The following is a 21,129-nucleotide window of genomic DNA, read 5'->3' as shown; positions in this document are numbered from 1 at the left end:
ACCTTAGGCCATCCCTGGCCCCATCTTAGGTCATGGACTGGGAATGAGTCAGGGGCTGCAATATTTTGTTTGGGAAGACATCGGGATCAGGCCACAGGTCTGCCCCTGAGATCAACCTGCGGCCAGTGATGACCTACAATTAGCCTGAATATCTCATCCGGTGGCGGGGTACAAACAACTGATGGAATTGGGAATTTGGCTAGCGGTGGTGCTGGGGATATTGGGGGTGGGGATGGGCTCAATGCTGTGGGCCTATCGTCGTCCCTTGGGCAACAGTGTGCTGTTTGCCATGCCCGTCCTGGAGCCCTCCCTGCCCCTGTCAGACCAGGCCAGAACGGCGTTCCAGTCAGGGTGTGATGCCTTTCAGTGGGGGCGCTACGGCCCAGCGATGGAGGCTTTTTCCCGCGCGGTTAGCCTAGAGCCGACCTGTGCTGAGGCCTACCACAACAGTGGCTTAGCCTATGCCAACCTCGGCAATGACGGACTGGCGGTGGCGGCCCTGGTCAAAGCCAGTGATCTCTATAACCAGCAGGGGACTCCAGCGGGCCTAGTGTTAGTCAAGCAGCAGCTTGAGCAACTGGCCGCTCGCCAACGGGGGCAGCGGCAAGCGGCAACGGGGCAGACCGGTGGCTAAACAACGCTTAGATACCCTGCTAGTGGAGCGGGGGCTGTGCGAGTCGCGGCAGCTAGCTCAGCGGCTGATTCGGGCGGGGGAGGTGCAGGTCAACCAGACGGTGGTGGATAAACCCGGTACCCCGATTGCCAGCGATGCTGAGGTCAAGGTGAAGGCGCGATCGCCCTTTGTATCGCGAGGGGGCGAAAAGCTGGCCAAGGCCCTGGCCGAATTTCCCATTACAGTCCCTAACCGCATTGCCCTAGATGGTGGCATTTCCACCGGGGGCTTTACCGACTGCCTGCTGCAAGCGGGGGCGGAGCGGGTATACGGCATTGACGTGGGCTATGGCCAGGTGGCCTGGTCCCTGCGTCAGGACCCCCGGGTGGTGTTGCGAGAACGCACGAATCTGCGCCACCTCACTCCCGACCAGCTTTACCGCGACAATGACCCTCGCCCCGACTTGGGGGTGATGGATGTGTCGTTTATCTCGTTGACCAAGGTGTTGCCTGCCCTGTGGGCGCTATTGGTTCCCCCCCGTGAAGTGGTACTGCTGGTGAAGCCCCAGTTTGAAGTGGGGCGCGATCGGGTAGGAAAGAAAGGGGTAGTGCGCAATCCTCGGGATCAGGCGGATGCGATCGCGGCTGTCCTGGCCAGTGCCCAACCCCTAGGCTGGCAGTACCAAGGAATCACCTGGTCTCCCCTGGTGGGACCCGCTGGCAATCTTGAATACCTGCTGTGGTTAGCTGAATCTATCCCTGAAGCGGCCCCAGTTGATTTATACGCCATCACCCAGGCCGCCCAGTCTGCCCTTGGATAAGTACTATGGCGCCGCTATTCCCGTTTTGCCTAGGCGGCACTGTTTATGGCTCCGTCTAGGGGCCTGATTTTGGTCTTTGGCCATGACGGTGTGATAGCAGAGCTTTACCAGCGAAGAAAGGGTTGGCAAATAGCCTCGATCACGCCAAGAGCCTGAAGCCGGGTATCAACTTAAGCCGGGACAGGTTGCGTCAGTAATGGGCTTGCGCCCTCTGGGAGCCACTTCGTGAACGACAAGCTCAGCCCGAGCGCGCTGAAACCGTTCGGGTGCATCCCAGTTATGCAAATTTACCCTCATCCCCCAGCCCCTTCTCCCAAAATGGGAGAAGGGGGGCCGGATTCAAAGTCCCTCTCCCGCTCTGGGAGAGGGATTTAGGGTGAGGGCTACAAAAGTGGGATGCACTCAAACCGTTCGCCCTGAGCCTGTCGAAGGGCATCGTCCAAGACTGATACACAGAGCGATCAGTGTGTATGCTTCTCGCCTTGCGTTGATACCCCTGAAGCCTTCTTGAAAAAGATCGATATTCAGCACCTTAAACACAATGAATTTCTCTATCTGAAAAATAATCTCAGATCTTAATAAACTCGAATCAGAGAACAATAATATCACCCCTTTGTGTACTGTTCGCATGTATTTTCAGCGGCTAATTTAGTCTCATAAGGCAATCAAAACATCCGGATTAAACGATGCCTAACGCTCAAACACATAACTAACTACGAGGATTACGACCCATGACTTTTAGTGTAGATACTTTTGATGTCGACGCCTTTGATGCTGACTTCGCAGCATTAGATCCTGACCTTTATGAGCTAATTACTCTTGAGGCTAACCTTTCATCCGAAGCACAGGATATGCTTTCTGCCCTAGATGCTGATATGGAAGCAGCGGGCTTTGGGGCTGATGCTGGGACTATGGATTTAAATTCCCTAGCAGATAATGCTGTGGAAGCTGCTTTTGTTAGCAACCTCCTTAAATCCAGGGCAGCCAAGCTGATTAAACGTCTCTATGAGTACATTCGTCGAATCGGCAGCAATTGCACCAGTTGTGTAAATCTTGTCCGTCAGGCTGTACAAGCTTTCAGAGACAAAAAATATGCCCGAGCCATCTATATAGCTGGTCGAGCTATTCTCTGCATTCGCAAGTGTACAACCAAGTAAAGTAATAGTTACTGTCATGGAGAGTGACTTAAATTTTCCGGTCATATTGGAGTCTAAGTCACTCTCTTTTTTCTTCAAAAAATTCATTTTTTGGAGAATTTTAACTCAAGATTGCCGTGTTAAAAAATGGAGATTCCCATGCCAAACTCCCAGAATAAAAATTCCCCTGGTATAGAAGAGCTAATGCAAAGTCTTGACCAGGAGTTTGCATTAGCCTTTGGTTCACCTCCATCACAGTTGAGTCAGAAGAGCCAGTCGGGGGCTCAACTTTTAGCAGAGTTGGAAGCAGAAATGGCTGATCTACAGCCCCTCCTCCCAAACATTAAGCCGACCCAGTCGGCTGCCAATGCTCGTCAGACTAAGATTGCAGCCCTGATCTCAAATTTGGAGGCAGCTCTAGAGATGATTTCTACATTAAAAGAATCACCACCTGGCCAAGATCGTGATAAGAACGCCCGACTACATCAATTAGTCGATCAAGTCAAAGCATTGTTATCCCAAGTTTTGCCTATAGAAGAGGTCTGAAGTTATGTCCAATTCATTACAGTATCAGCCAGTATCTCGTAACATTAAAACCTTGATTGGTAAGCCGAGGTTTCAGGCTCTAGAGTTAGAGAGCTTAGACCTTGATGTTCTTGCCCGGGACATATTCCCTAGCCTAAATATTCAACTCTTGCAAAAAATTGTTTCCCATAACGGTAAGACAGAGTTGCTGGTAGCAGAGATGTCACTGGAGAGATTTGAAAATCTAAAAAGGGCCTATGACGGCCGATTAATTGTTGAGGAAGATCGGCCCCTAGACCTATTTAAGCCGACAGGTATCGATCTGCCGATAGTCCCTAACTTTAAAGCCAACCTGATTCCATTAAAGGATGATGAGCTAACGATCCCGTTGATGATCCGAGACAGTCAAACCCAGCAGCCGATTGCCAATGCCCATGTAACTTTGATCGGCAGCCTCTGGTATGCCGATGGAATTACCGATGCGGCTGGTCGGATCACCTTAACCCTTTATGGCGAAACCGCCGATACCCTTAGTGGCCTAATGGTTAGGCCCGCCGCCAATTACTGGAGCTTTTGGCTCGATCAACCAGTTCTGCGACCTGGTCAAGATAACGTTGTTGCCCTCAAGGCTTTTGACCAAACATTGGCGGATTTTCCACAGACTGAGAGTCTGGGTTGGGGCCAAAAAGCCATGGGATTGGGCGATGCTCAAATTCCCTACCGAGGCAACGGCATTAAAATCGGCATTATTGACTCAGGAGGCTACATTGACCACCAAGACCTTGGCGACCACGCTAACGGTAAAGACTTTACGGCGGAGGCTACCCCTACCAGTTGGAAACTTGATCCGATGGCCCATGGTACCCATGTTGCTGGCGTGATTGTTGGCCTCATGGATGAGTTTGGAATTCGAGGGTTTGCCCCTGAAGCCGATTACCATGTGTGCAAAATCTTTCCGGGAGGTACATTCTCTGCCCTGATTAACAGCCTGAATGAATGTATGACTGCTGGGGTTGATATCGTCAACCTCAGCCTGGGGAGTAGTACGTACTCTGAACTGCTGGAGCAAAAGATTCAGGAGGTGACCGATGCTGGGGTTGCTTGTATTGCGGCGGCTGGCAATTCAGCTACCAAGCTTCAGTACCCTGCTGCCTATGACGATGTATTGGCGGTATCGGCCATTGGTCAGGTGGATACGTTCCCCAGCAGCAGTGCCCATATTCGACAAGTTGGGGCGCACAAAAGCGCTGATGGTAAGTTCTTCACAGCTAAATTTACCTGTTTTGCTGACGTTAATCAGCGTTTGGATGTATGCGCCCCTGGTGTGGCTGTGGTCTCTGCGGTATCGGCCGAGGCTGACGCCTATGCCGCCTGGGATGGTACCTCAATGGCCTGCCCCCATGTGGTTGGTTTAGCGGCCCTTATCCTTGAAGCCCGGTCAGATATCCGGGCGATGTCCCGCGAACGGGGCCGGGTCAACGCTTTATTTCAAGCTATTCGAGAGAGTGCTGTTGATCTGGGCCTGCCTTATCCCTATCAAGGGCATGGACTTCCTCAAGTGCTCAAAGCCTTGAAGATTCCTCCCGAGGCTCCTGATGCAGATACCCCTGACAGCCCCTGGACCCAAATAGAGGAGTTGTTACAACAGATTTTAAAGCTGTTGCGATCGCAAGTGGAGACCTAGTACTGCCCTTAACAGGGTTCCTATTGGAGTGGTCAGCGCATCATCCTGCGGTTTGTGATCGGGCAGTAGATGCTACTGGCCACCAGGCTAAGCGCTGGCCCCAGGCTATTGGAATCATCACTCACGCTGATAGCTTTCAATTTCTCTTACCACCCGTTGTTTACTAGCTGTCAGGTGGCTAGTAATGGCGGCTGTAGCCTGCTCTGGGTCTCGGTTAGCAATGGCGTCATAAATTTGTCGGTGCTCTAGGCGAATGTCCAGCACATTGGGATTTTGCTTTAGGGTTTGAATGCGCAATAGGGCCATGGCATCAAACAGACTGTCTAACAAGGTAATCAGCCGTTGATTCCCTGAGCTTTCGGCAATTAAATGGTGGAACTGATAATCTACATCTAACAGTTGTTGAGGCGACAACTGGTCGGGCTTCTCGGGACTGAGGGCACCGATAGATTCGGCCTGCATCACACAGGCTTTGATTCGTTGAAGTTGCTCGGGGGTAGCGTGGTTGCAGGCCCCAGTCACCGCCAAACATTCTAAGGCTAAGCGACAGTCGTAAAGCTCACGGGCGTCCGCCGCTGTAATTGTCGTCACCCGCAAGCCGCCGCTAATATCAGCCGTCACCAACCCTTCTTGCTGCAACTGGCGTAGGGCCTCCCGCAGGGGGGTACGGCTTACCTGTAGCCACTCGGCCAACTGAGTTTCTACCAAGCGATCGGCAGGGGCTAGCTCCCCCGTTAAAATAGCCGATCGCAGTGCCTGGTAAACCTGCTCGTAGAGAGACTTACCACGGCGAATGGTAGGGGGAGACGATAAGATCATAGGGCTGTATGCTGTATGCCATCTCATCATACAAAGATGAATGAAAAAGTGGGGTAACAACGCTTGACAATTCTGATCGATGATCAAATGTCAGAGATCAACGGGCCAAGGTTCCCACCCTACCCTTTTCAGCTGGTGAACCGGGCCTCCTGAAGCCTTGATAGACGAGGGTTTTCTGATTGTCGGTGGAACCAGATGTTCTGCCAGGAGACTAGGCAAAGCGGTAGATTTTTCTCGGTCTAGGGGCTATATCTAACATCGAGCAACGCTCAGACAGGGTCAGTAGCACCATGGGGCAGCCTCAGCAGAATCGGGGTAAAACCATCCATAACTCTATCCAATCGGGAGGTCAGGGCCATCACCCCGGGGACAGGGTTATCGGTGGACAACGAGCTTCATTTTCCCGGCAAAAGAGATTTAGGGCGAGGCTAATCACCCTGGGACTGATTCTGATGGTGGGGCTGGTTAGTAGCCTTCGGTGGTTTCCTGACTGGGGAGGGCTGGCGGCAGCTCACTGGCGAGGGACGTCAGACATTGTCGTGATCGATAGCACCCTGGCTAATCAGGCCCCATGGCAAAAGGGGCTGTCAGCCGATCACCAAACGGTGGTCGTATCGTCGGGCCAGGGGTTGGCGGCGGTAACCCAGGCTTTAGCTAACCACCAGAATGTTAGGGCTGTCCATCTCGTGACCCACGGTCGTCCTGGCGGCCTGGTCCTGGGAGGAGAAGAGCTGAGACTCGACAACCTGCAGCAGTGGAACGATGAGCTGAAACAGTGGCGATCATATTTGCACCCTGGGGCCGACCTGCTGATCTACGGCTGTGAAGTGGCTCAGGGGATCGAAGGACAGCAGTTTTTATCGATTGTCCAGGCTTTAACCCGGGCGGATATGGCGGCCTCAACAACGCTCACCGGCCCAGCCGCCCTGGGAGGGGACTGGGTGCTGGAAACCCTCCTAGGTCAGATTCAGACCCCTTTACCTTGGTCTACAGCCACCCTGTCCACCCTGCCCGGGGTGTTGAAGCAAATTACCCTCACTTCGACGGCGGACAGTGGTCCTGGCACCCTGCGAACCGCCATTCACCAGGCTAATGCTCTGCCCGTGGCCCCCAAAGGGATCACCATTGACACAGTGGATGACCGGGTCAGGGCCAATCGCGGCGCGATCGCCGGGGCCAACGGTATTGGCATTGGCGGTATTGGCACTATCGCCAATGCCGGTGGAGGCGGGTTTGGGGGGTTGGGCAACGCTGGCAATGGCGGCAACGGCGGGGATGGTGGACCGGAAGGGGGGCAACGGTGGTAACGGTGGCGACGGTGGCAACGGCGGCCTTGGTGGCGGCGGCGAGGCCGGGGGCTGGGGTGGGGCCGGGGGCTACTTTGGTTTACCTGGGGAACCAGGGAACCCAGGTAATGGTGGCTTTGGCGGCGGTGATGGGTCTGTCGGGTTGGGCGGTGGCGGCGGCGGTTTAGGCGGTGCCATCTTCTTGCGGGCTGGGCGACTGATTTTGCACAACACCGTGTTTAAGCATAACGAAGCGATCCCTGGGGATGGGGCTAATCCTGGCCAGGGGAAAGGGGGTGCCATCTTTGTGCCCCCTCCAAAAGCTACCGCTCACGGGCGTATTACCCCCCAGGTGAGAGCGCTGGGGGCCATGCCTACATTTATAGACAACCAGGCGACTACGACCGACGAATCGGCCACTGATAACAATAACTGGTATGGCACTATTACCCTCAGCGCTGGGGCGCAATAATTAAAAAGCGCTGGGTTCAGCCTCAGGGATGTGTGAACCTTTAGCAAAGCCTGGCTCCCTTCCTCTAAGGATTGTCCAGTTATGGTGGAACCGGTGGTTTAACTCCCCACCCATCCCCATACCCTGGGGGAAGCTGCTCCGCGTCTACAGCCATTGCCGCACCTATGTCCCGCCGTCACCTCGTCCTAAACTGGGCCATCGTTGCTCTCCTAGCCTTGCTGTACGCGCCGCTGCTGCTGCACTGGGTAGATGGTTGGCTGCATAAAACGATCAGCATTCAACACGAGTATTTCAGCCATGGGTTGATTGGCCTACCCTTTGCCGCCTACCTCAGCTGGACCCAGCGGGATCGATGGGTCCAGTTGCCCAACTATTGCCATCCTGTGGGGCTGGGGCTCATAGGGCTGGCGGCGCTGATGTATGCTACCCGTCTGACCGACTGGATGAACCTGTCGTTGCCGCTGTTGCTGGTTGGGCTGTGCCTGGGCCTAAAATCAACGGCAGGCCTAAGGTTACAGGCGATGCCGCTGCTGCTGCTGGCTTTGGCGACCCCGACCCAGTTGCCCTATTTAATTGAGCCCTACATGCTGCCCCTGCAGCGGTTGATTGCGGCAGGGGCAGGGTTTTTGCTGACCCAGTTGGGCATTCAGGTGGTGGTGGACCAGGTGTATCTCTATGTCAATGGCCAAACCGTGGAGGTGGCCCCCCACTGTGCTGGGCTGAAGCTGTTGCTGACGAGTTTATATGTGGCGCTGATGCTGATCTACTGGACTGGTTTGCAGCGATCGCGGCTACAAACCGGCCTATTTCTATCGATGGTGGTCCTGGTTAGTCTGGCCGCTAACATGATTCGCAACACCCTGCTGAGCTATTTTCACGGCACTGGACAGGCAGCTGCGTTTGACTGGCTTCATGAGGGGTGGGGGGGAGATCTATATGCAGCCCTGATGTTGCTGTCGCTGATGGGCTTGCTGGTCGGGATTCGCCGCTGGGTACCCCCCGCCCTGACCCTGACGGCCCAGTCTCGGGCGTCGTCGGTGTAAGCGGGGTGCCCCTGGCGAAGATGCTTTTGGGAGATGCATAAGGTGACAAAGTCCCATGGGTGGCAGGTGCCCATAGCCTGGTTTAAATTGGCTCTGGTGATAGGGCTGGCAGGCTTAGCGGCGATCGCAATCTTACCGGCTTACTTCACTGGCCAGTGGCCCTGGGTCAACCCGCCCCAGGTGGCCCAAATGGAGAGGCTACAAACCCTACAGCAGGAGGGCCTGCCGCTGCCTGGCTGGCAGATGACTGACCATCAGCCGGTCACAATCAATCGCCAGGCTTGGAGCTTAGCGGAATACCAGGCCGAGGGCGATCGCCGCCAAGCAGGGGGGCTACCTTCTGTGGCGGTGCTGCTGCGGCCCCAGCCCTGGCATAGCGATCAGCCTCAGATCGAGTGGTTAGACCTGCAAGGGGTTCAAGCTTGGCAGATTGAACAGAGCCAATCGCTTCGTATGCCTCTGACCCCGACATCAGGGACTATCCAGGCCCGCTGGCTCCAAGCCCAGAACGACCATCAGTCGCTAGCGGTGGCCCAGTGGTATGCCTGGCCCAGGGGCGGGCACCCGGCCCCCAGTCGCTGGTTTTGGGCGAATATGCGATCGCAACTTAGCGATCGTCGCCTTACCCCCTGGGTAGCCGTGGCGGTGTTAATCCCCACGCCCCCCCAGGCGGACCTTGACGCCTATGAGCCTCTGGCCCGAGATCTAATCCAGCAGATTCAGCAACAGCTGGTCAGCACCGTGTTTCAGTACTGACTTCATCAAAGAGGTGGATAAAATTTTGGGCATTTTAACTACCACCACTCAGCCGCAGCCTAGCGTGGTGGCTTAGCATGCGTGGTTTGACCGGGGTGATGCTCTAGGGTGACGATCAGGTCTCGCTGGTGTAATCCCGTCTGGCAGGCGGCAGGGGTCAGGGCTTGTTCAATCGGCCAGACCCCTGGTTTGCGGTAGCCGGCCAGAAGTTGCTGGGCCACCAGGCCCGTGCCAGCGCCGACGGCGGTAGCGGTGTCGGGATGGGTAAAGGTCAGGGTAGCGGTCGTGAGTTGTCCTTGCCATTGGCCGGTGACATCGACCCGCATGGCGATGCCGGTACCACTGAGGCGATCGCTCACCTGGGTCATGGCATAGCTAATCTGGGCCAGTTTTTCGATCCGCGTTGGGGTCAGCCAGGCCTGGGGCAAGCGGGCCATTAGCCAGGTGAGGTAATTATAGATATCGGGCCGAGAACCAAACTTAGTGACCACAGTCTGTACCGCCAAGCTCTGGGGCAGGGTGAGGGCTTCAATGGTGTTAAACCAGTAGACGGCGCAGGGGCCATAGGGGGGTGGAAACTCTACCCGCTGCCGCTGGCTGTAGGGGGCCACCGGCTGGCGCTGGCCGTTGATCCAGGCGTTGATTGGCTGTTGCAGTTCCAGGAAGGTGGTGCGCAGCACCGTGACCCCGGCCCCGCCAGACCCATCCACCACATAGCTGAGTTGGATCGTCTCCGCCTGATCGAGGGCCTCTGCCCCCTGGCGGGCCATTAGGTTAGACAGGCCGGGGAATACGCCAGTGCTTTGAATAGCAGTGATCCCAGCCGCCTGGGCAGCATCGGACAAAGCTTGGGCCTGAGTCACATAGTCCGGGTTGTCGGCAATGTCGAGGTAATCCACCCCCGCCGCAATGCAGCTGCGCAGCACATGGTCGTCGCGGTAGCGAAAGGGGCCAGCACAGTGGATAACCAGGTCATGGGCCGCGATCGCAGCCTCCACCGCCCCCCGATCCGCTAAATTCAGCGTCAGGACAGACAAGCCTTCTTCTATCCCAAATGACCGAGGTTGCCGAGTTGTGACCGTGACCGCAGACTGGGTATAACGCCGCAAATCTGCCGCAATGCACCGACCCACCCGGCCACAACCACCGACAATCAGTACTTTTGGGGCCATAGGGTTTAGGGATCCATCAGCATAACCAGGGTCAGCTATTCTTGACACTGCGCCAGTTCTTTTTTTCTCTTGGGCAAAAAAACGCTGCTCTATACTCAATAACTGGGCTTCTAGGCTTTCAATCCGTTGGTTGGCAGACCATGGAGGGTGACTAAAGGAAGGACGATCGCCCAGTAGCAGATGGTGCAGGGCTTCTTTACAAAGGCTGCTAAAACTCAGGCCCGGCTGTTTAACTAGCTCAGCTTTAACAGCGGCTAAGAGCGCCTGATCAAACTCACTGGATTGATTTTAGCCTCTTTAAGCAAACGCTGAATATCGCTCCAAAAGAACTCTCCGCCCCCCCGGTGAGAATGACGTCCGTAACCCGCCCCGGGAACCAAGCCAACAGGCGGTTACACATCTCCCGGGGAAAATTCTCCTTGAGGTTAGGTAACAGATCATCCAGATTAGTGGGCTTACTAGCTCCCCGGAGACAGTAAAACCGCTGGCCCTGGGGCTGATTGACCGCTGCGATTAACGCCAGGGACTGGCTATACGATCGCCACTGGCAGCTTCGTAAAGTCAACGTCAGCGGCTTGAACCTCATTCCACAGAATGCTGCCATATCCTTCGGGCATCACCCAAACCTTCTGGATATGAACAGTCATGGGTTCACCGCGATAGCTCATCACATGGGGACCAAGCAGTAGGCTCATCAGCTGCTCTTTCTCGCGTTCAAACTGATCCTGGGAGTGATAGGGCAGACCCAAAACCACCGAAATCTGATCCTGTAATTGGAAATAACCAATACAGGCTAAGACCTTGGCTAAAAGCATCATTAACTTTAGACTGGCCGACCCCTAAATTAGCCCCAAAATCTTCTGCTAGTTGTCCCATGGCATAGCCACTGCCCTGATAAACCATCCAAATGTCGGATAGAAGCTGCGGCATCGCTGGGTGGTTTTTCCGGCGATGCCTGGTTCATCGGTATAGCAGCAGCTTGTGACATGGTCATTGATCTTGAACCCTTTACTGACCTTGGCGATCACGTTGCCCCTGACCAATGCGATCGCCGCCCTAGGGTTGGAATTTCGGCAAGTGTCATCCTAAAGCAAGCACAACAAAAAGCCGGAAGAGCAAACCTCTTCCGGCTTTGATGATGAGTTAGCAGCAGATGAGCTTAGCTAGCTGCGGCACCACTACGGCCATAGGTGGCCCAAAAGCTGGGATGCACCTTACCTTGAATGTGGTTCCAGTACTTGGCTGCATCAATCGGTAGACCAGCTTCCGTTGCCAGACGGCCTAACATCGCTTGCTGACGCTGCTTCACAGAACGATGACGATTGATCATCTGCATCCGTGCTTTGTCTTCGATGTTGACAGGAGTACTGGCCACAGCCGCAGTGGTTACAGGGGTAGGCTCTACGGCCGGAGCATCTGCCACGGCAGGAGTACCCGTTTGATAAGCCACGCCACGATAAACTAAGTCCACTGTGGGTTGTTGAACCGGAGCTTTCTTAACGGTGCGGAACCGAATATCTACACCACGGAACTTACCAACATCATCGGTTATGTTGGACTCCACTGTGGGGGGAGTATAGTCGTAGCTGACGCCGCGATAAGTGAGTTTCATAAGAGTCGCCTCCAAAAAGATCAAAGGATGATCCAAAAATTGGGGCGCGTTCCTTCGGGGGATCAGTCCCTACTTCCGTCTCTCTCTGATCCAGTTGAAGAAAAATGAGAGAGATGAACGTTTTTCCGATTACTTCTGTATAGTAAGCTACGGTTTGGCTGATTGTCAAGGAAGAGTCCCCATTGTTAGGGTTCTACACAAACTCCACAACCCTTAATCTCTAAGGGTTTTGCCGACTAAGTAGAAACTCGGAGAAAATTTGCCATTTGTGGCCATCATGGCGCAACAGGGTCAAGGACGGAGTGAGGAATTGGGCCAAGAAGGGCTGATCCTTCACGGCCTCCCAAGCTTGACGGAAGGCCGCAGGCTTTAGATCGCGAAATCCCACGGTAATGTGAGGGGCAAAGGGGCGACGCTTGGCCACAGCATCCACAATGGCACAGTGGGTTTCAAGGTGATCCATCACGGCGGGTTGCAATGTCATTAATGGCCCTTGACGCAGCACATTGATGTAAATTACCCGGGGCGGGAAAGCGCCATAGCCTGACAACTGTATGGGCACAGGGGAATGTTGCTGAGCCAGCGTCGCCAGGGGTTGCTCTAGCGCTTGCAGGCGATCTAACGGCCAGGTAAACGGCGGTTGGAGCGTAATGTGAGGGGGTGAGTTGAGGGCGGCTTTGCTGTGGAATTGCTGCCAAATGTCCTGTTTGATGGCGGTAATTTGTGCTTGCACATCTGGAGGTGGCAGTAGGGCGACAAAAAACCGGGCGGTATCAACTGGGGGGGAAGCCATAGGCGGGGTTTAAACCAAATCCAAGTCCAGACACCTGGAGCTTTGTCAGTGGGAAAACTCCAGCTCCCGAACTGGACTTAGTATAAATCTTAAAAAACGAAAATCTTCTGGGAAGGCCCCTGGGGACGATGGCATGATTTCAACCATAGCAAATTGCTATAGCCTGTCCTGCTAAGCGAGTTTTGGTGCCCTATGCCCTGGTTTGTCAAAATAGAGAAAGGCGTTGTTGATAAGTCTACGTTTGATCAACATGTGCCCGCCCATGTGGCCTATGTCAAAGGGTTGATTGAGCGGGGCTACCAGGCCAAGAGCGGCTACTGGGCCGAATTCGGGGGTGGTATGCTGTTGTTTCGGGCGGCATCTCTGGATGAAGCCAAAGCCATTGTGGCGGCCGACCCGTTGATTAAGCACCACTGTGTGGAGTACGAACTCCATGAATGGCGGGTGGTAGTGGAATAGGAGGAGCGTGTGTGGCCGATTCTAGCAACGGATATAAGGTAATCAGTGATAACCGCCAGGCCCGTCATCAGTACGAAATTTTAGAAACCTTTGAAGCCGGCATCGAACTCCTGGGGTCAGAGGTGAAGTCCATTCGCCAGGGTAAGGTGAATCTGCGGGATGGCTATGCCCAAATTAGAAATGGCGAGCTATGGCTGCACAATGTGCATGTGTCCCCCCATTCCATGACCAATAAGGTCTATAACCACGAAGCTAAGCGTACCCGCAAGCTGCTGCTGCACCGCGATGAAATTCGGAAACTGATTGGCAAGGTGGAGCAAAAGGGATTAACCCTCGTGCCGCTAAAACTGTACCTGAAGCGGGGTTGGATTAAGGTGACGATTGCCCTAGGCCGAGGCAAAAAGCTGCACGACAAGCGAGAAAGCCTGAAGCGCAAGCAAGAGAAGCGCGAGACGGAACGAGCCCTGAGTGGGCGAGGCTGAGGCAGGCAGTAGCTAGTACTGCCTTGCAGAAGGTAACTACCTTGGCTGAAGGTAATCAGGTTTTGGGGGTCGGGTGTCAGGAATGATTGGCTGACCTATGCCGCAGAGTAATCGGTTGGCGCTAGGGTTTGTTACTTAAACCGACTGGCCATATTAATCAGTCCTGCCATTTGACCTAAATCCACCTGCCCAGACAAGACGTTTTGGAGCATACAGCCACCTTTGGCATTGGACCCCTTGACCAGGAACATGGCAATTAATGGGGTGATGTTGCGCACCATGGCGGGATCAACCCCGGCCCGTTGGGCGATCGCGCTAACCTGTTCTGTCTTCATTAACTGATCTACCGCACCCGTGGCCGCGACGTTTTGCAAGACCCCCATCAGGGCACTGGGATTGCCTTGGCTTTGTTGCTGCAGCAAGCCTTGGACACTGCTGGCGATGGTCGCGATTTTGTTGTTTTCCACGGGGGCGTTGTTCAAGCTGCCTAAAAGTGAGCCCACCAGGCCACTGTTGGCTTCAGTATCGGTACTGGCGATCGCCTGGTTAACCATACCCATTAAGTCCATGATGTCACCGTATAGAGGTTTCCTCGAATAGGCTACGTCCTTTCTCCTGGCAGGGCAAGATAGACCTGGTCGTTAGGCCTGCATGCCAGTCTTGGAGCAACAATCCCTGGCTCAGGCTCCCTTTGGTGACCCGCGTCAAAGAGCTGTATATGATAGGGGAATGCAAACTCTTACCATGACTCGCCCCGATGACTGGCACCTGCACCTGCGCGATGGTGCGGCCCTCCGGGCTGTGTTGCCCTACACGGTGCGCCAATTTGCCCGGGCCATCGTCATGCCAAATTTGAAGCCCCCCGTGCGTACTGTGGCCGAGGCGGCGGCCTACCGCGATCGGATTTTGGCGGCGGTTCCGGCCGGTCAACGGTTTGAACCCTTGATGACCCTGTACCTGACTGACAATACCGACCCTGAAGAGATCAAGGCGGCGAAAGCAGCGCAGTTCGTTAAGGCTGTGAAGTACTACCCGGCGGGGGCCACCACCAACTCAGATTCAGGGGTGACGGATATCCGTAACTGCGATCGCGTGTTTGAGGCCATGCAACAGGTGGACATGCCGCTATTGCTCCATGGCGAAGTGACCGATGCCGACGTGGATATGTTTGACCGTGAGAAAGTGTTTATTGAAAAGCACTTGATTCCCCTCAAGCAGCGGTTTCCTGATCTGCGGGTGGTGCTTGAGCACATCACCACCGCCGACGCCGTGGCGTTTGTCTTAGAGACCGATCAAATCGCGGCGACCATCACCCCGCAACATCTGCTCTTTAACCGCAACAGTCTGTTTCAGGGGGGGCTGCGCCCCCATTACTACTGCCTGCCGATTTTGAAACGAGAGACCCATCGCCAGGCCCTGCTCAAGGCTGCTACGTCAGGGCAGCCCAAGTTTTTCCTGGGCACCGACAGTGCCCCCCATCCCCGGGATGGGAAAGAAAGTGCCTGTGGTTGCGCAGGCTGCTTTTCCGCCCTGCACGCCCTGGAGCTTTATGCAGAGGCCTTTGAAAGTGTGGGTGCTCTGGATAAACTAGAAGCCTTTGCCAGCTTTTACGGGCCTGATTTTTATCAACTGCCGCGTAATACCGAACGGATAACCCTGACCAAAGCCCCCTGGCAGATTCCCGACCAGTTGCCCTTTGGAGATTCGGAGCTGGTGCCCTTACGGGCCGGTGAAGCACTGACGTGGCAGAACTCAACAGGTGACACGGCCCAGCAGCAAGCACTGCCGTGACGGATGCCAGACCCATAACAGCGCCTAGAGCATCGGTACAGTACGTCAAGATCCCAGGGTTCTTAGGCTGATTGGTCATGAGTTTCGGGGTATCTCAGGGCAGAACCCTGGGATCTATACCGGCGTTCTAGACTGGCACCGTGAGGGCTCGCCCATTATCTTTGGGCTGAATCGCCAACAGGTAGGGCACCGCAGCTTTAACCCACTGACTAATCGGGGTATAGGCAGCGGCCCTCTCCCCGTAGCAGGTTTCTAACATATCGGTATGAACGATGCCGGGGTTGAGGGAGACCGCCGCCATGCCAGCCGGCAGTTCTTGGGAAAAGGCCTGGGTCAACCCTTCGATGGCCCACTTGGTGGCGCAGTAGGGGGCGACATCAGGGGAGGTTGACCGCCCCCAGCCAGAGCTGAAATTAACAAAAATGCCTGTCTGCCGTTGCACCATGGCCGGGGCAAAGTGGCGGATTACATTGATCGTGCCTAATAGATTCACCTCAACTACGCCGCGACATTCCGCCTCGGGCACCAGCCACAACGGAGCCGGGGTATTCACCCAGCCGGCATTGTTAACCACCAGGTCAGGGATGCCATTGGCCAATAGCACCTCCTGGCTCCAGGTGGCTACCGCCTGGTGATCACTGATATCGACCGCTAAAAACTGGTGGGGAGCACCATGCTGGGCCGCTAGGGCACTGACTGCCTCAGGATTGCGGGCACAGCCCGACACTGTATGCCCGGCGACTATAAAGTCGGCCACCATGGCACGACCCAGCCCCCGACTGACCCCTGTAATTAAGATATGCTTTGTCATAGTCTTGCTTCGCTATGATTGGGACTGATCTGGCTTCGCAGCACTTGAGGCTAGGGGCTTAGCCGTTGCTGCGGCGAGGGCCATTTCCTGCGACAGACCTTTGTAAAGGCTAAAGCACATGATCAACAGCACGATGGCAAAGGGCAAGCCAGTAGCGATCGCGGCTGTTTGCAAGGCTTGTAGCCCGCCGCCCAGCAGTAGTGCACCGGCCACAACGCCCTCGGCCACGGCCCAAAAGACACGCTGAGTCGTGGGGGTGTGGACTTTGCCGCCAGCGGCCAGGTTGTCAATCACCAGAGAGCCTGAGTCAGAAGAGGTGACAAAGAAGACCACAACTAAGATGATGGCCACTAGGGAGGTAAGGCTGGCCAGGGGCAATTGTTGCAACATCACAAACAGGGCGGTGGCCAAGTTGTCCGATACCGCTGCGGTAATTAAGCCAGGAAAATCGCCCAACTCCATATTCAAGGCAGTCCCCCCCATCACCGACATCCACAAAAAAGTCAACAGCGAGGGCAGTAGCAGCACCCCCAGGACAAATTCTCGGATGGTGCGGCCCCGGGACACCCTGGCGATAAAGATGCCCACGTAAGGGGACCAGGAAATCCACCAGCCCCAGTAAAAGAGCGTCCATTCCCGCTGCCAGGTGGCCCCTTCAAAGGCCTGGGTCCAAAAGCTCATGGTGGGTAAGATCGACAGGTAATACCCAATATCTTCGACAAAAGAGTGCAGGATAAACAGCGTCGGGCCGACCAGCAACACAAACACCATCAGAATGCCGGCCAAGATCATGTTCAGTTCGCTAAGGCGACGCACCCCGGCATCCAGACCAGACATGACTGAGGCAGTGGCGAACCCGGTGATAATCGCAATCAGGGCCACCTGAATGCCAACACTGACGGGCACGGTAAATAAAAATTCCAGCCCAGCGTTCACCTGCTGCACCCCCAGTCCCAAGGAGGTGGCAAGGCCAAACAGGGTGGCGGCGATCGCCAGAATATCCACCGCATTGCCGATCGGCCCATAAATACGATCGCCCAGTAGGGGATAGAACACTGAGCGCATGGTCAGAGGTAGGCCCCGGTTATAGGCAAAAAAGGCCAGGGCCAGCCCCACCAGGGTATAGATGCCCCAGGCATGGAATGTCCAGTGGAAGAAGGTCAGCCCCATGGCTTGCTTAGCGGCGGCGGCGGTATTCGGTTCCACTATGCCCATCGGAGACGGTGGATTTTGAAAGTGCTCAATCGGCTCGGCCACACTCCAAAACATCAAGCCAATGCCCATACCGGCACTCATCAGCATGGCCAGCCAGGCCGATGTGGGGAAATCAGGCCTTGCCTCAGGCCCTCCCAAGCGCACCTTACCGAACTTACTCAGGGCCACCAGCACGACGACACCCAAATAGAGGGTGGCCGCCAGAATCATGAACCAGCCCATGGTGGTGGTAATAAAGGTTTGAACCGTCCCAAAGGCGGTTTCAGCCGGCTGACGAAAGAGCAGGGTGAGGGACACAAACAGGATAATCAGGCTGACCGAAATCAAAAAGACTTGAGGATGAAAGTCAAATCCTCGCAGCTTAATGTTGCCGGCGCCAGGGGGTTTCTTTGGTCGGGAGATGGGAGAGGGAGAAGGCTGAGACATGACTTTTTTGCAGGCGGTCGGCGTCTATACCTTACCGTAGATTGACTTTGGCCGGAGGCACCACGACGGTTGGCATGGCCCAAGGACTAAGCTATGGAGTAGATGACAATATGTCCCTAATCCTTTACAGGTGAAGGGTTGACAACAGGACGAGGTGAGATGGAAAACCCGAGGCAACCCTGGCGCGTGCCAGTCATAGCTGTGATCTGTGGACTGGTGTTCGCTATCTACGGTCTGTTGGTTCCTAGCCCTTACACCGTGGCCTGTGAGGTCACCGCTGCGGGGGTGGTCTGTGAGGCGAGTCAGGCCCAATTGGGGGGACGCGGCTGGGTGTCTCACCAACGGTTTCAGCTAGTGGATATCAGGGTAGCCTCAGAGCTGTGCGACAACATCCCCCGAGGCGGCGTGAGATTTTGCCATTGCCTAACGTTGGTGGGCGATCGCGGTGAATACACCCTGCCAAACATTCGCAGCCCCCTATCGGCAGCCACCCTAATGGCCGACCTGCACCGCTTCATGGCTGGAGAAGGCAGCACTCGCCTGGTCTGGTCTGGCGATCGCCCCCTGGGGCTATGGGTACGCCTAGGGGCGGTGGGGCTGCTGCTGGCGATCGCCGCCTGGGGCCTATGGGATATTCAGTGGCCACCCTTGCCAGGGGAGCCCCTGGGGATAGTCCTTGACCAAGCTGATGGTGACAGGGAGCAGTAAAGGCAGAAGGCAGCTGCTCAATAATCCCTCGGGGGTATACTGCCGCGCCATGACCTGCTGAAACGCCTCTTCCGAATCACGTCAAGACTCTAATCGCCAAACTGTAATAAAACTTTTGGGTTGACCCGAGTTTTCCCCCAGCTTTCCCCAGGTTTTCCCCAGGTTTTCCCCAGGTTTTTGCGACTTTTCCACAGGCTAGTTGGCCGAGACAGGCAACAGGGGGTGATCTGTGGAAAACCTAATCTCCAGTTCCCCAGTGCCCTCATCCTGGTGAATCAGGGCGGCCCGCTGGGGCTGCGATCGCTCAAACCCTAATGCCGCCGTGCCCCCTGGTGGGCGCTAGGGCAAAATGGCTTGAAGCGCAAGATTGACAGCCCTGAGGGAGTTGGGCAGAATAATGCGACGAGCGACATCTAGCGCCCTGGCTGTGAATGTTATTTGGCTCCCTCCTTGTGCTTAAAGGTGCGCAGGTGGGGGGAGTAGACAGTCGGTGAGGCGCGGCTTTGCCGTGTCTAGTTATGCCTTATCTATGATCGCGCCTGCGTAAGGAGACTTTCCCCAGTGACCCTTTCCTCCACCACCCCCAGTGTCAGTCTCATGGCTGAAATTCCCGAGGAGTTAAATGATGCTTTGCAGCAATATCTCGATCGCAACCCGGCTTGGAGTCAGCACCGGGTATTCTGCGCGGCCCTGTCGCTATTTTTAATGCAGAATCGCCCCTCGGATCCTCAAACCCTTGCCGCCAAGGGCGATCGCGACATCAACCGTATTTACTTAGACGCCCTTTTTGATTATGTTCCCTAGTGGCCTGCAGCAGCAGCCGATCAACCAGTCCTGATAGCTGACACCTAGAACCTGATACCCTCAGCAACGGTGGTCACCTTTCTGCCAGGCCGTACTAATCCACCCAGCCAATGTCGGCATCTGACAACATGGGATTGGGCTGGCTTTTTTCCACCGATGTTTCCGGTACTCCCCGGTGATAGTGTTTCTGGGATGCAGATTCCACTGGGCGTCGGGGCAAAATGTCGATACCCGACCGCCGAGTCGATGTTGACTTCACCGGCACAGGGGCCTTGGCATTAGCTTCGGTTAGCTGCAGGATTGTCTTCTTAGCGTCCTCTAGTTCAGCCTGGGTTTTGGTCAGTGCATCTGCCTTAGCTTTGCTGGTGGCCTCGGCCTGGTCAAGGCTGTCTTTTAGCTCAAACAGTCTGGCCTGTTGAGTGTCTAAGTCCTTTTGTAACCCTTCCACCACTTTTTCTAAACGAGTCTTTTCCGTGGCGGCAGCGGCTAGGTCTTGCTCCAGGGTTTTGACAGTTGCCGCCAGATCAGGGGTAGCGGCAGCCTCAGAGGCGATCGCCGGAGTGGTCGTCGCTGTAGATTCGGCCTTAGCTTTTGGCGTCGATGGAGTCGTGGTTTTAGCGGCGGTGGTGTCGTTTTTTTTCTGGCTGGTGGTTTTACCTGTGGTCTTGGTCGATCGGGTAGACCGGGCCGGTTTGCCGGTTTGGCGGCTGCTACTGGTGCGCCGACTTGCAGACGACGCCCGGCGACTGGTGGTTTTGCTAGCAGCAGGCTTAGCCTCGGGTTCAGCCTGGGCAGCATCGGCCTCGGGTTCAGGGGCTGATTCCGCTGGGGTGTCAGCCTTATTAACTTCTTCTTTTAACAAATCAGAGAGGCGTTTCTTAGTCATAGCGGCTTCCAGTCTCGCTGTATTTCTTCGGCGACTCGGCAGTAGTCAGAACGGGCTTCCTGGCTGTTTTTTCCCTTCCACTTGAGCACCGGAATTCCCTCTAGGGCCGCTCGCTCATGGGCTTTATAAGCTCGAATAAAGGCGTTACAGGCCGGGATGTTGAGCTCAAGCAGGGTATTTTGGGCTTCAATGGCTTCCCCCACGCTGCGGGAATCCACTTTCGTCAACAATACTCGATGGGCGACCCCACTGGGCGCTACCGCTTCATTCACTGTAGTAATTAAGGCGGCTAAGTCCATGGGGGCGGGGGGGGTCGGCAGTAGAATATAGTCAGCCACTGGAATCACCGCCGCTAGGGCCTCAGAGCCGAGGGCAGGGGGCGTATCGACAATCACCAGGCGATGGGTCTGCAGCTGGGGTAACTGCCCCAGTTGGGCGGGGCTTTCGGCTTGTACCACATCAAACCCCAATGCGTTTGGGCTACGGCCCGTCCACCAACTGGCTGAACCTTGGGAATCGGCATCGACCAGCAGCACTGACTGGGTTTCGGCAAAAATGGCCGCCAGGTTAACGGCGGTGGTGGTTTTACCAACGCCCCCTTTACCATTCAAAATCACCAGAACGATGGGAGTGGTTGAGGATGCCGTCAAGGGGTTGCCCTCCAAAATATAGCCACTGTGGGGATCGTCTGGAATGGTACTGCAAGTTGCGACTAATCCATCAAAAACAATGTTCCACAATAAGGAATTTAGGAGCCAGGAGCCAGAAGCCAGAAGCCAGAAGCCAGAAGCCAGAAGCCAGAAGCCAGGAGCCAGG

23 protein-coding genes, 1 pseudogene and 1 riboswitch are annotated in these 21,129 nt (G+C 55.4%); of the genes and pseudogenes, 14 read left to right on the top strand and 10 right to left on the bottom strand.

What is annotated here, in order from left to right:
- Nucleotides 1–181: 181 nt before the first annotated feature.
- The 5 genes from E1H13_RS01320 (at nucleotide 182) to E1H13_RS01300 (ending at nucleotide 4,778) form a co-directional block, all read left to right on the top strand.
- Complete coding sequence (locus tag E1H13_RS01320) at nucleotides 182–634, top strand: hypothetical protein (protein ID WP_206069867.1); 453 nt, start codon at nucleotides 182–184, stop codon at nucleotides 632–634.
- Nucleotides 627–1,433, top strand: coding sequence for a TlyA family RNA methyltransferase (locus E1H13_RS01315; RefSeq protein WP_169611594.1), 807 nt, complete (start codon nucleotides 627–629; stop codon nucleotides 1,431–1,433). The genes E1H13_RS01320 and E1H13_RS01315 overlap by 8 nt, the downstream gene beginning before the upstream one ends.
- A 731-nt stretch (nucleotides 1,434–2,164) precedes the next feature.
- Nucleotides 2,165–2,590: a hypothetical protein gene (locus E1H13_RS01310; RefSeq protein WP_169611593.1), complete on the top strand. Its 426-nt coding sequence runs from the start codon at nucleotides 2,165–2,167 to the stop codon at nucleotides 2,588–2,590.
- 138 nt (nucleotides 2,591–2,728) lie between these two features.
- Nucleotides 2,729–3,115 (top strand): hypothetical protein, encoded by a 387-nt coding sequence (locus tag E1H13_RS01305; RefSeq protein ID WP_169611592.1) that lies wholly within the window; start codon nucleotides 2,729–2,731, stop codon nucleotides 3,113–3,115.
- 4 nt (nucleotides 3,116–3,119) lie between these two features.
- On the top strand, nucleotides 3,120–4,778 hold the full coding sequence (locus E1H13_RS01300) for a S8 family serine peptidase (RefSeq protein WP_169611591.1): 1,659 nt from the start codon (nucleotides 3,120–3,122) through the stop codon (nucleotides 4,776–4,778).
- A 117-nt stretch (nucleotides 4,779–4,895) separates the two neighbouring features.
- Here the strand turns inward: E1H13_RS01300 and E1H13_RS01295 are convergent, their stop codons facing one another.
- A complete protein-coding gene (locus E1H13_RS01295; protein WP_169611590.1) occupies nucleotides 4,896–5,597 on the bottom strand; it encodes a GntR family transcriptional regulator in 702 nt (233 codons plus the stop codon).
- A gap of 452 nt (nucleotides 5,598–6,049) precedes the next feature.
- Between E1H13_RS01295 and E1H13_RS01290 the strand changes: the two genes are divergently transcribed.
- The 4 genes from E1H13_RS01290 to E1H13_RS01275 all read left to right on the top strand — a co-directional run bounded on the left by E1H13_RS01290 (nucleotide 6,050) and on the right by E1H13_RS01275 (nucleotide 9,154).
- Nucleotides 6,050–6,904, top strand: coding sequence for a DUF4347 domain-containing protein (locus tag E1H13_RS01290; RefSeq protein WP_169611589.1), 855 nt, complete (start codon nucleotides 6,050–6,052; stop codon nucleotides 6,902–6,904).
- Nucleotides 6,855–7,355 (top strand): hypothetical protein, encoded by a 501-nt coding sequence (locus E1H13_RS01285; protein WP_169611588.1) that lies wholly within the window; start codon nucleotides 6,855–6,857, stop codon nucleotides 7,353–7,355. The genes E1H13_RS01290 and E1H13_RS01285 overlap by 50 nt, the downstream gene beginning before the upstream one ends.
- A gap of 164 nt (nucleotides 7,356–7,519) precedes the next feature.
- Nucleotides 7,520–8,398, top strand: coding sequence for a cyanoexosortase B (gene crtB, locus E1H13_RS01280; RefSeq protein ID WP_169611587.1), 879 nt, complete (start codon nucleotides 7,520–7,522; stop codon nucleotides 8,396–8,398).
- A 42-nt stretch (nucleotides 8,399–8,440) separates the two neighbouring features.
- Entirely contained in the window at nucleotides 8,441–9,154 is a 714-nt protein-coding gene (locus E1H13_RS01275) for a cyanoexosortase B system-associated protein (RefSeq protein ID WP_169611586.1), read from the top strand.
- A gap of 59 nt (nucleotides 9,155–9,213) precedes the next feature.
- Here the strand turns inward: E1H13_RS01275 and E1H13_RS01270 are convergent, their stop codons facing one another.
- The 4 genes and pseudogenes from E1H13_RS01270 to E1H13_RS01255 form a co-directional block, all read right to left on the bottom strand.
- Nucleotides 9,214–10,326 (bottom strand): saccharopine dehydrogenase NADP-binding domain-containing protein, encoded by a 1,113-nt coding sequence (locus E1H13_RS01270; RefSeq protein WP_169611585.1) that lies wholly within the window; start codon nucleotides 10,324–10,326, stop codon nucleotides 9,214–9,216.
- 281 nt (nucleotides 10,327–10,607) lie between these two features.
- Nucleotides 10,608–11,238, bottom strand: a pseudogene (locus E1H13_RS27830) (chromosome segregation protein ParM); the annotation flags it as partial.
- 247 nt (nucleotides 11,239–11,485) lie between these two features.
- A complete protein-coding gene (locus E1H13_RS01260; RefSeq protein ID WP_169611584.1) occupies nucleotides 11,486–11,938 on the bottom strand; it encodes a DUF4278 domain-containing protein in 453 nt (150 codons plus the stop codon).
- A gap of 43 nt (nucleotides 11,939–11,981) precedes the next feature.
- Nucleotides 11,982–12,060, bottom strand: a riboswitch (Glutamine riboswitch).
- Nucleotides 12,061–12,158: 98 nt separating this feature from the next.
- Nucleotides 12,159–12,731, bottom strand: coding sequence for a 2'-5' RNA ligase family protein (locus E1H13_RS01255; protein WP_169611583.1), 573 nt, complete (start codon nucleotides 12,729–12,731; stop codon nucleotides 12,159–12,161).
- Between the two features lie 192 nt (nucleotides 12,732–12,923).
- On the opposite strand from E1H13_RS01255, the gene E1H13_RS01250 reads away from it, so the two are divergent.
- Entirely contained in the window at nucleotides 12,924–13,190 is a 267-nt protein-coding gene (locus tag E1H13_RS01250) for a YciI family protein (protein WP_169611582.1), read from the top strand.
- A gap of 11 nt (nucleotides 13,191–13,201) precedes the next feature.
- Nucleotides 13,202–13,672: an SsrA-binding protein SmpB gene (gene smpB / locus E1H13_RS01245; RefSeq protein WP_169611581.1), complete on the top strand. Its 471-nt coding sequence runs from the start codon at nucleotides 13,202–13,204 to the stop codon at nucleotides 13,670–13,672.
- 131 nt (nucleotides 13,673–13,803) lie between these two features.
- Here the strand turns inward: smpB and E1H13_RS01240 are convergent, their stop codons facing one another.
- Nucleotides 13,804–14,241, bottom strand: coding sequence for a hypothetical protein (locus tag E1H13_RS01240; protein WP_169611580.1), 438 nt, complete (start codon nucleotides 14,239–14,241; stop codon nucleotides 13,804–13,806).
- Between the two features lie 160 nt (nucleotides 14,242–14,401).
- Between E1H13_RS01240 and pyrC the strand changes: the two genes are divergently transcribed.
- Nucleotides 14,402–15,463, top strand: a complete 1,062-nt coding sequence (gene pyrC / locus E1H13_RS01235) for a dihydroorotase (RefSeq protein ID WP_169611579.1) — start codon at nucleotides 14,402–14,404, stop codon at nucleotides 15,461–15,463.
- Nucleotides 15,464–15,590: 127 nt separating this feature from the next.
- Here the strand turns inward: pyrC and E1H13_RS01230 are convergent, their stop codons facing one another.
- Nucleotides 15,591–16,274, bottom strand: a complete 684-nt coding sequence (locus E1H13_RS01230; RefSeq protein WP_169611578.1) for an SDR family NAD(P)-dependent oxidoreductase — start codon at nucleotides 16,272–16,274, stop codon at nucleotides 15,591–15,593.
- 12 nt (nucleotides 16,275–16,286) lie between these two features.
- Complete coding sequence (locus E1H13_RS01225; protein ID WP_169611577.1) at nucleotides 16,287–17,915, bottom strand: BCCT family transporter; 1,629 nt, start codon at nucleotides 17,913–17,915, stop codon at nucleotides 16,287–16,289.
- 159 nt (nucleotides 17,916–18,074) lie between these two features.
- On the opposite strand from E1H13_RS01225, the gene E1H13_RS01220 reads away from it, so the two are divergent.
- On the top strand, nucleotides 18,075–18,623 hold the full coding sequence (locus tag E1H13_RS01220; protein ID WP_169611576.1) for a hypothetical protein: 549 nt from the start codon (nucleotides 18,075–18,077) through the stop codon (nucleotides 18,621–18,623).
- Between the two features lie 597 nt (nucleotides 18,624–19,220).
- Nucleotides 19,221–19,427 (top strand): DUF2811 domain-containing protein, encoded by a 207-nt coding sequence (locus E1H13_RS01215; RefSeq protein WP_169611698.1) that lies wholly within the window; start codon nucleotides 19,221–19,223, stop codon nucleotides 19,425–19,427.
- Between the two features lie 94 nt (nucleotides 19,428–19,521).
- Here E1H13_RS01215 and E1H13_RS01210 read toward each other — a convergent pair whose 3' ends face one another.
- Both E1H13_RS01210 and E1H13_RS01205 read right to left on the bottom strand, forming a co-directional pair.
- On the bottom strand, nucleotides 19,522–20,313 hold the full coding sequence (locus E1H13_RS01210) for a hypothetical protein (protein WP_169611575.1): 792 nt from the start codon (nucleotides 20,311–20,313) through the stop codon (nucleotides 19,522–19,524).
- Nucleotides 20,310–20,963 carry a ParA family protein gene (locus E1H13_RS01205; RefSeq protein ID WP_169611574.1) on the bottom strand — a complete coding sequence of 218 codons (654 nt, stop codon included), beginning with the start codon at nucleotides 20,961–20,963 and terminating at the stop codon, nucleotides 20,310–20,312. Before E1H13_RS01205 ends, E1H13_RS01210 begins: the two co-directional genes overlap by 4 nt.
- Nucleotides 20,964–21,129: the final 166 nt, after the last annotated feature.

Source organism: Nodosilinea sp. P-1105, from assembly GCF_012911975.1.
Lineage (GTDB): Bacteria > Cyanobacteriota > Cyanobacteriia > Phormidesmidales > Phormidesmidaceae > Nodosilinea.
This window is presented reverse-complemented; position numbering and strand designations above follow the sequence as displayed.

Bases quoted from the DNA above. Each gene is read 5' to 3' on its own strand.
- E1H13_RS01290 (WP_169611589.1), top strand. From the start codon at position 6,050: ATGGTGGGGCTGGTTAGTAGCCTTCGGTGGTTTCCTGACTGGGGAGGG.
- E1H13_RS01240 (WP_169611580.1), bottom strand. From the start codon at position 14,241: ATGGACTTAATGGGTATGGTTAACCAGGCGATCGCCAGTACCGATACT.
- E1H13_RS01270 (WP_169611585.1), bottom strand. From the start codon at position 10,326: ATGGCCCCAAAAGTACTGATTGTCGGTGGTTGTGGCCGGGTGGGTCGG.
- E1H13_RS01230 (WP_169611578.1), bottom strand. From the start codon at position 16,274: ATGACAAAGCATATCTTAATTACAGGGGTCAGTCGGGGGCTGGGTCGT.
- E1H13_RS01260 (WP_169611584.1), bottom strand. From the start codon at position 11,938: ATGAAACTCACTTATCGCGGCGTCAGCTACGACTATACTCCCCCCACA.
- E1H13_RS01295 (WP_169611590.1), bottom strand. From the start codon at position 5,597: ATGATCTTATCGTCTCCCCCTACCATTCGCCGTGGTAAGTCTCTCTAC.
- E1H13_RS01215 (WP_169611698.1), top strand. From the start codon at position 19,221: ATGGCTGAAATTCCCGAGGAGTTAAATGATGCTTTGCAGCAATATCTC.
- E1H13_RS01210 (WP_169611575.1), bottom strand. From the start codon at position 20,313: ATGACTAAGAAACGCCTCTCTGATTTGTTAAAAGAAGAAGTTAATAAG.
- E1H13_RS01310 (WP_169611593.1), top strand. From the start codon at position 2,165: ATGACTTTTAGTGTAGATACTTTTGATGTCGACGCCTTTGATGCTGAC.
- E1H13_RS01250 (WP_169611582.1), top strand. From the start codon at position 12,924: ATGCCCTGGTTTGTCAAAATAGAGAAAGGCGTTGTTGATAAGTCTACG.
- crtB (WP_169611587.1), top strand. From the start codon at position 7,520: ATGTCCCGCCGTCACCTCGTCCTAAACTGGGCCATCGTTGCTCTCCTA.
- E1H13_RS01305 (WP_169611592.1), top strand. From the start codon at position 2,729: ATGCCAAACTCCCAGAATAAAAATTCCCCTGGTATAGAAGAGCTAATG.
- E1H13_RS01285 (WP_169611588.1), top strand. From the start codon at position 6,855: ATGGCGGCAACGGCGGGGATGGTGGACCGGAAGGGGGGCAACGGTGGT.
- E1H13_RS01225 (WP_169611577.1), bottom strand. From the start codon at position 17,915: ATGTCTCAGCCTTCTCCCTCTCCCATCTCCCGACCAAAGAAACCCCCT.
- E1H13_RS01300 (WP_169611591.1), top strand. From the start codon at position 3,120: ATGTCCAATTCATTACAGTATCAGCCAGTATCTCGTAACATTAAAACC.
- E1H13_RS01220 (WP_169611576.1), top strand. From the start codon at position 18,075: ATGGAAAACCCGAGGCAACCCTGGCGCGTGCCAGTCATAGCTGTGATC.
- E1H13_RS01320 (WP_206069867.1), top strand. From the start codon at position 182: ATGGAATTGGGAATTTGGCTAGCGGTGGTGCTGGGGATATTGGGGGTG.
- E1H13_RS01255 (WP_169611583.1), bottom strand. From the start codon at position 12,731: ATGGCTTCCCCCCCAGTTGATACCGCCCGGTTTTTTGTCGCCCTACTG.
- pyrC (WP_169611579.1), top strand. From the start codon at position 14,402: ATGCAAACTCTTACCATGACTCGCCCCGATGACTGGCACCTGCACCTG.